Here is a 6,678-nt window from a genome sequence, read left to right as displayed (position 1 = left end):
CACAGTCCACCAAACCCGGCCGTTCCGGTGTGCCACTTACCGCTGACAGGACGTGCCAATCAGCGCTGACATTTACATACGAGAGAATACGAGCGTTGAGGGCGCTGTCGCGAAACTCAGAATATCTGCGACACCAACTAAGCGAATAAGCTACTAAGCGACAAACTACTTTTCGCCCTTTTAGGCTCCAGCAGCCATCGGTTTCCGAGGCCGCCCGCCCTTGCGGCCGTTCTCGCGTGAAGCGGCGATCTTGGCTGCGGTGCGTGACCGTCCTCCTTCGGCACCGAGCTGGCGGGCCATCCATCGCTTCGATCCGAACACGCCCTGCAGGAGCGCGGGCACGTAGAGGTCCGCGTCGAGCCTGGGCCAGTGCAGGCCGAGTCCGGCGGGGCTGATCTCGATTTCGGCCAGGCTGTCCGGCGAGGCATCCGCCAGCCCTTCCGCGAGTTGGGTCGGGAAGGTCAGTTCGACGCCGGTGTTGAGTGCCACGACCACCCGCGAACGCCGCCGGTCATAGCGCGCCGATACGGCATGACCAGCCTCGCGCTTCGCCGCCATGCGCTTCTCCGCCTTCGCCAGATCGCGCTCAGTAATCGCCATGTATCGTCCTCCATTCCGCGCACAGGGCGGCGATTGCGGCCGCCAGGGCATCGGCGATTTGGTTCAGGTCGGCCAGCCTGAACCCATAGCTCTCGCGCAGCTCCGGCGGTCCGCCGGGGCAATGCAGGTTGAACACCGCCTCCCCGTCTGCGCCCTTCACATGGACGTGCGCCGGCCGATGATCATTTGGCCAGATCACGACCCGCAGGCCGTTGATGCGCAGAACGGTAGGCATGGCCGATCCTAGCAGAAACCCAAGCGCTAGGGAATAGTTGCATGGCGGCGCGTCCCTGCGGGACCGCGCTCTATCTCCGCTTGCGCTCCGACCGAGCCGCCATACCGGCGTCTCGTCCCTGCCGGGTGGCGATCGGCTTCACCAGCAGGGGAGCAAAGGGCAAGGCGATCGGCGAGTGCTGGGACAACCGGCGCATCGGCGACGGCCACTTCGAGATATTCATCCGGCCTGACCTCGCCCACGCCCCCGACGCGATGCCGGCGCGGATCGCCGCGATCCTCGCGCACGAGCTGGTCCACGCGGCGGTCGGGATCGCGGCCGGACACGGAAGAGCGTTTAAACGGGTCTCAGTCGGGCTGGGGCTGGTCGGGCCAATGCGCGCCACCACCCCCGGGGACGCCTTCCTTTCCGCCATTGCACCGATCCTCGCTGCGGTCGGTCCCCTTCCCCATGCCAGACTCAATACAGGCAGCGCGACTACTCGGCCCAGGAAGCAGGCGGTGCGGATGCTGAAATGCGAGTGCTCGACGTGCGGCTATACCGTCAGGACCGCGCGCAAATGGCTGGAGACAGCGGGCGCGCCTTTGTGCCCGGTTGAGGGGCACGGCCCGATGCGCCACGATCCGGTCGGCGACGGAACTGAAGACGAACATGGCTAAGCGACTAAGACCCTTTACGACTAAGCGGCTAAGCTCCATAAGTCGCTTAGCCGCTTAGTAGGAGCAGCAGCTATGCAAGTATGGGCCGTCATCGCGCAAAAGGGCGGGCAATCCAAAACCACCCTCTCAACCGGATTCGCCGTCGAGGCGGCGCGGGAGGGGGCGTCGGTCGTTATCCTCGATGCCGACGATCGCCAAGGATCGGCGCTCTACTGGTCCGAACGCCGCGACGACGACGACGTGATGGTGAAGGACAGCAGCGTTGCCGGTCTGCCGCTCCACGTCTCGCGCGGGCGCAGCAGCGGCAAGATCGACCTCATCATCATCGACACGCCGGCGAACTCCAAGGACATTGCCATGCTCGCAGCCGAGCAGGCGGATTTCGTCATCATCCCTGTCGCGCCGCGAGGGCTGGACGTTCATTCGGTGTTGCAGACTGTCAAGCAGGTGCAGCAGGCAGGCACGCCGTTCGCCGTTATACTGACGCAGGTTCCGCATCAGGGCGGGGAGGGGCAGGAGGCCCATGCCGGCTTCGCAGCGAAGGGCGTGACGATGTTCGACAGCCGCCTCCACTTCCGCAAGGATTTCTACAAGGCCACGCCGCTCGGCAGAACGGCGGCCGAGACGGATCCGGACAGCAAGGCGGCGGCCGAGTTGCGCGCCGCCTATGACGAAGCTAAGCGACTAAGCGGCTTTACGACTAAGCAAGTAAGCGAGGTTGGATGATGGCGAAGAAAACTTCCGCGCTCGCCGGCATCTTCGATGACGAGCCCGAGGCACCGGCACCGGCACCGGCTCTCGTTGCCGATGCAACTCCCGCGCCGCAGCCTGCCGTCCCGCGTCGGTCGCGGCGTGCGGCGGACACGTCGGCCCCGGCAGCACCTGCCCGGCGCAGCAGCCATCCCGGCAAGAAGCCGGTGCTGATCCACATTCCCGAAGACATGCACCGCACACTGCGCCAGCTCAGCGTCGAGGAGGGCGGGGAGCCCCTTACCGTTATCACCGAGCGGTTGCTGCGCCAGTATCTGGTCCAGCGGGGACACACCAGGTTTGCGCCGTGAGCAAGCGGCGTGATCCCAATCCCGAGTTCGACCTGTTCATTCCGGCGCTCGGTGATCTTCCGCTCAAGGACCAGCGGGAGGTCATGGAGCGCCCGTTCTTCTCGCTCCAGAAGCGCAAGCGACTGAAGCCGATCGAGTATCGCAGCCCGGATGGCGAGGCCTGGGTGCGCGTCCAGGCCATTCCCGACTACGGCATGGCCACAATCTGGGACGCCGATATCCTGATATGGGCCGCGTCCACGCTCAACCGCATGAAGCAGCAGGGGCTGAACGACCTGCCCCGCACGCTGACAACCACGCCCTACGACCTACTGCGGGCGATCAAGCGCAGCACAGGGGGCAGGGACTATCAGGAGCTGCAAGCTGCGCTCCTCCGGCTCCAGACGACTTCGATCACAACTTCGATCCGCGCGACGAAGCGCCGGCAGAAGGCTGGCTTCAACTGGCTCGACAGCTGGACCTTCGACACCGACGCCGAAACGGAGCAGCCGCGCGGCATGACGCTGACCCTCTCGGATTGGGTCTATGAGGGCATCGTCAACGAGAAGTCGCTGCTCACCATGCACCCCGACTATTTCCTGCTCTCCGGAGGGCTGGAGCGGGCGCTCTATCGTATCGCGCGAAAGCACGCCGGCACGCAGCGCGGTGGGTGGACTTGCCGGGTAGAAGTGCTTCGCGACAAGACCGGCAGCGATGCCCAGCCCAAGGAGTTCAACCGGATGCTTCGGCGGGTGATCGAGGCCGACCAGCTCCCCGACTATGCGATGGAGCTGACCGAGACGACGGACAAAAGCCCGGCCGTGTTGTTCAGGCTCCGCGGCGAGGCCGAGGCACTAGCGCTCGCCGAGAGAATGCGCGCTGAGGAGGAGCGGCGCGCCCGTTTCGACGCCGAGCGCAAGCGGGCCGAGGAAGTCGATGCACAGATGGACCGGCTTGCCGGCCGCCGCTGACTATCGGGGTATCACCCACCGCAAGCCCAACTATCGGGGTTTCACACACCGGCCAGCGATGCTGCCTGAACCCTGACATGCTTCGGGCGATGCCGGAGCCACCAGCCAGGCTGTGGATAACTGGCGCGGTAGGCCCCTTTTCGGCTCCAGAATCTCGGGGTTTCACCCACCTTGGCGTCGGGGTATCACCCACCGCACTATCGGGGTATCACACACCGAATCACGGGGTTTCACCCACCGGGCTGTCCGGCAAGCGGTTGATAAACAAAGCAAGATTCCGCTTCTTGAGCGGCTTAACTTGTTTAACGATTCCTATTTAACAGAATCTCTTAACGACAAGGCTCACCCAAAACCGTGGACCTGAGAAGGACAAGCGGAATTGGCCTACGGCCAATGCGCCTTCGATCCGTGCCGGCTAACACCGCCACCAGAGCGGCCTATCGGCCGCAGGGCTTCCGAAAGAAGCCAAGCGAAACCGGCGGTGTGTGCCTTCAGCGCTCCGCCAGCGGAGATGTGCAGTGAGGCGCTACCTCAAACCTCGCCTTCAATCTTCCCCGGCCGGTGTGTGCGATCACGCCGGATCGAACAGGTCGGCGAACTCGCGCTGGTCATAGTAGCGAACCTTGCCGGCCCAGAGCGGACGTTCGCCCTGGCGCAGCAGCAGGAGCGTGTCGGTCGGCATCCGCATGATTTCATCTGGCATGACGAGCCGCCGCGCCGTGACATGCGTGCTGACGCTTTCCGAGGGACCGGCGCGATTGTCACCCCAGCCCGTGCCGCGCGATGTGCTGAGGGTCGCATATTCCAATGTCGTGTCACCGATCGTGCGAGAGAGCATGTCGGCGGTGGCATGATCGTTGACCCCGAATGTCTGGATCACGCCGGCATTGGACAGGAAGGTGCCGGCGCGCTCGCCATAGAGGGCGCGCAGCTGGTGCATGTCCTGAAGGATCGGCCACAGCTGGAGCCCATAGCCGGCCATCAGCCCCATCGCGCGCTCCACCGGCTCCAGGCGGCCGAGCGCCGCGAACTCATCGAGCAGAAACAGCACGGGGCGTTCCGGCCGGGCAGGGGAGCGCGCCATGTCGGTCACAGCTTGGGCGATCAGCAGCCGCAACCAGCGCGCATAGGTATCGAGCCGGTCGGGCGGCAGGCACAGGAACACGGTGCCGGGCCGCTCCTTCAGGTCCGCGAACCGGAAATCGGACGCGGACGTGCTGTCCACGATGCGCGGGCTGTCGAGAAAGTGGGTGTGGCGCTGCGCCGAGGACAGCACGCCGGCGGCCTCGCGATCGGATTTGCCGAGCTGGCGATTGGCGGCGCGCGCGATCAGGCCATGCGCGCCGGTGCTGGCCTGCATGTCCGCCAGCAGTGCGGCGAGGCCGGCGGGATCGCGGGTGAGCTTGTCGCGCACGGTCGCCAGCGTGGCTTGGGACATGGGCTCGTGGATGACGGTGTGCAGGATCACGCCGGCGATCAGCGCCTTGGCTTCCTCGTTCCAATGCGCCTCGCCCGAGTGCCCCGGCGCGTCATGGACCAGCGCGTCAGCGATCGTTTGCGCATCTTCCGTGAGGTCCGGGCTGGCCGGGTCTAGCTGCGCCAGGGGGGTGTAACGGGCCGCAGGACGCCCGGAGACGCCGAAAGGGTCCAGGCACCATACAGCACCCTTCCTGGCCCGCGCACGGGCCGTGACGCGGGCATTCTCGCCCTTGGGGTCGATGCAGACCACGGAGCGGTCGAGCAGGAGCAGGTTGGGGATGATCGTGCCGACGCCCTTGCCGGAACGTGTGGGTGCTATCGTCAGCAGGTGCGCCGCGCCGTCATAGCGGAGCAGCTTGCCCGACTCCTTGGCGCGGCCGATCAGGAGATCCCCGTTCGCCTCCAGCTTGCACGTCGGCGCGGTCGCCGAAGCGGGCCGAGCCCAGCAGGTCGTTCCGGCGCTTGCCGGCGCAGCTGTTGATCCACCAGGTCGCGCCGATCAGGCCGACCAGGACGAGGAACGATACGGTGCCCGAAATCTGCCCGACGCCGAAGATGCCTTCCAGCCATCGCGCGGTCGCATAGGCCGTGACGAACGCAACGACGATCGCGAGCCGCCAGCCGATCGGCCGACGCCCGCCGATGAGCGGTCCCGGCATCAGCAGGCCTGTTCCAGGGGCGTGATCGCCAGCGCCGGATCGGCGTCGGGATGGCCCAGCAGCCTGAGCAGGATTTGCGTGGCCAGGGGAGGGGGCACCGCCTCGTCGCGCAGCATGTCGAACAGCGCCTCGTCATCCGCGCTCAGCGCCATGTCCTCGATGGCGAGGTTGGCGCGGGATTCGGCATCGGCTTCGCGCCATTCCGCCACATCAGCGGGTGTGCCGCGCTCGAACTCCAGCGTGCGAATTTCCGAGCGGATCGCCTCAATATCCAGGGCCGCCATCGCCTTTCTCCATCGCTTCGCTTTCCGCGTCGAACGCACGTTTACCGCGCCGCCACCAGAGCGCGAGCGTGTCGCCGGCATCGTCCCCGCGAGCGCGGCCGACCAGCTCCAGCAGCGCGCCGTAGATCGTCGCGCGATCGTCGTCGGCGAGTTCGACCAGGCCGGCTTTCTGGACGAGGCCGCCCAGCTCGATCAGGTGGCGGGTGCGTTCGCGGCGTTGCACGACCCAGCCCCGCGTATCGCTACGACGGCGCGCCGCTTCCAGACGCTGGATCAGCGCCCGGTTGCGCATTCCCGCCGTCGCTGTTGCAGCCAGCAGTCCGGCTACCTTTGCGCCCGCGCCGCTGAAAGAAGGCGGCGCCCTTCGCGCGCCACGCCTCCTTCGCTTCCGCATCCTTCGACGCAACGGCATCGAGCAGCACGCCGGCGAGCGTTTCCATGTCGAGCTCGTCGGCGCCGGTGGTGGTGACGAGCTGGCCGAGCTGTTCGATGCGACGCGCCTTGATCACCTTGGCGCGGCTCTCCAGCGCCTTCAGCTCCGCGTCATAGTCACGCACCTTACGCATGGTGCTCTCTCCTTCCGCGTCAGGTTCACCGCAGCCTAGCAAACAGTAGCGAGCAGGCAACCCATAACGGAAACGCACGGCAGTCAATCAGCAGGAGCGGAGCAGATGATGAGTGCGCGCTTATACGTCGTTGCCGACGTGCGCTAAGAAGTGCATTATGCCGGTCGCGATGGCGATCTATCATT

At 65.8% G+C, this 6,678-nt stretch carries 10 protein-coding genes and 1 pseudogene; 4 read left to right on the top strand and 7 right to left on the bottom strand.

Annotated features, from left to right (window positions below):
- Positions 1-180: 180 nt before the first annotated feature.
- Positions 181-600: a DUF2442 domain-containing protein gene (locus ACH0BU_RS17650; RefSeq protein ID WP_093068405.1), complete on the bottom strand. Its 420-nt coding sequence runs from the start codon at positions 598-600 to the stop codon at positions 181-183.
- Positions 587-835, bottom strand: a complete 249-nt coding sequence (locus ACH0BU_RS17645; protein WP_061939913.1) for a DUF4160 domain-containing protein — start codon at positions 833-835, stop codon at positions 587-589. The genes ACH0BU_RS17650 and ACH0BU_RS17645 overlap by 14 nt, the downstream gene beginning before the upstream one ends.
- A gap of 122 nt (positions 836-957) precedes the next feature.
- Here ACH0BU_RS17645 and ACH0BU_RS17640 point away from each other — a divergent pair.
- From ACH0BU_RS17640 to ACH0BU_RS17625, 4 genes and pseudogenes are all read left to right on the top strand, one after another.
- Positions 958-1,494 (top strand): annotated as a pseudogene (locus ACH0BU_RS17640) (transcription elongation protein SprT); the annotation flags it as partial.
- Between the two features lie 72 nt (positions 1,495-1,566).
- Positions 1,567-2,220, top strand: coding sequence for a nucleotide-binding protein (locus ACH0BU_RS17635; protein WP_093068411.1), 654 nt, complete (start codon positions 1,567-1,569; stop codon positions 2,218-2,220).
- Positions 2,220-2,555 (top strand): hypothetical protein, encoded by a 336-nt coding sequence (locus ACH0BU_RS17630; RefSeq protein ID WP_500264429.1) that lies wholly within the window; start codon positions 2,220-2,222, stop codon positions 2,553-2,555. Before ACH0BU_RS17635 ends, ACH0BU_RS17630 begins: the two co-directional genes overlap by 1 nt.
- Complete coding sequence (locus tag ACH0BU_RS17625; protein WP_024021610.1) at positions 2,552-3,505, top strand: replication initiator protein A; 954 nt, start codon at positions 2,552-2,554, stop codon at positions 3,503-3,505. Before ACH0BU_RS17630 ends, ACH0BU_RS17625 begins: the two co-directional genes overlap by 4 nt.
- A gap of 571 nt (positions 3,506-4,076) precedes the next feature.
- Here ACH0BU_RS17625 and ACH0BU_RS17620 read toward each other — a convergent pair.
- From ACH0BU_RS17620 to ACH0BU_RS17600, 5 genes are read right to left on the bottom strand one after another with little or no spacing between them, the layout of a single operon-like run.
- Positions 4,077-5,303, bottom strand: a complete 1,227-nt coding sequence (locus tag ACH0BU_RS17620; protein ID WP_338112262.1) for a type IV secretory system conjugative DNA transfer family protein — start codon at positions 5,301-5,303, stop codon at positions 4,077-4,079.
- 22 nt (positions 5,304-5,325) lie between these two features.
- Positions 5,326-5,643 (bottom strand): hypothetical protein, encoded by a 318-nt coding sequence (locus ACH0BU_RS17615; RefSeq protein WP_184106606.1) that lies wholly within the window; start codon positions 5,641-5,643, stop codon positions 5,326-5,328.
- The gene (locus ACH0BU_RS17610; protein ID WP_184106607.1) at positions 5,643-5,927 is read right to left on the bottom strand and encodes a hypothetical protein; all 285 of its coding nucleotides are present in this window, start codon (positions 5,925-5,927) and stop codon (positions 5,643-5,645) included. Before ACH0BU_RS17610 ends, ACH0BU_RS17615 begins: the two co-directional genes overlap by 1 nt.
- Positions 5,908-6,150 (bottom strand): conjugal transfer protein TraD, encoded by a 243-nt coding sequence (locus tag ACH0BU_RS17605; protein WP_093068337.1) that lies wholly within the window; start codon positions 6,148-6,150, stop codon positions 5,908-5,910. Before ACH0BU_RS17605 ends, ACH0BU_RS17610 begins: the two co-directional genes overlap by 20 nt.
- 19 nt (positions 6,151-6,169) lie before the next feature.
- Positions 6,170-6,493, bottom strand: coding sequence for a conjugal transfer protein TraD (locus ACH0BU_RS17600; RefSeq protein ID WP_406876089.1), 324 nt, complete (start codon positions 6,491-6,493; stop codon positions 6,170-6,172).
- Positions 6,494-6,678 lie beyond the last annotated feature (185 nt).

The organism is Sphingomonas olei (assembly GCF_045369765.1).
GTDB lineage: Bacteria > Pseudomonadota > Alphaproteobacteria > Sphingomonadales > Sphingomonadaceae > Sphingomonas > Sphingomonas panaciterrae.
Note: the sequence above shows the minus strand (reverse complement) of the source record. Positions and strands in the feature narration are given on the sequence as shown.

What these genes read in the sequence shown, in the direction of transcription:
- ACH0BU_RS17650 (WP_093068405.1), bottom strand. Translation starts at nt 600, where the DNA reads ATGGCGATTACTGAGCGCGATCTGGCGAAGGCGGAGAAGCGCATGGCG.
- ACH0BU_RS17645 (WP_061939913.1), bottom strand. Translation starts at nt 835, where the DNA reads ATGCCTACCGTTCTGCGCATCAACGGCCTGCGGGTCGTGATCTGGCCA.
- ACH0BU_RS17635 (WP_093068411.1), top strand. Translation starts at nt 1,567, where the DNA reads ATGCAAGTATGGGCCGTCATCGCGCAAAAGGGCGGGCAATCCAAAACC.
- ACH0BU_RS17630 (WP_500264429.1), top strand. Translation starts at nt 2,220, where the DNA reads ATGGCGAAGAAAACTTCCGCGCTCGCCGGCATCTTCGATGACGAGCCC.
- ACH0BU_RS17615 (WP_184106606.1), bottom strand. Translation starts at nt 5,643, where the DNA reads ATGCCGGGACCGCTCATCGGCGGGCGTCGGCCGATCGGCTGGCGGCTC.
- ACH0BU_RS17610 (WP_184106607.1), bottom strand. Translation starts at nt 5,927, where the DNA reads ATGGCGGCCCTGGATATTGAGGCGATCCGCTCGGAAATTCGCACGCTG.
- ACH0BU_RS17600 (WP_406876089.1), bottom strand. Translation starts at nt 6,493, where the DNA reads ATGCGTAAGGTGCGTGACTATGACGCGGAGCTGAAGGCGCTGGAGAGC.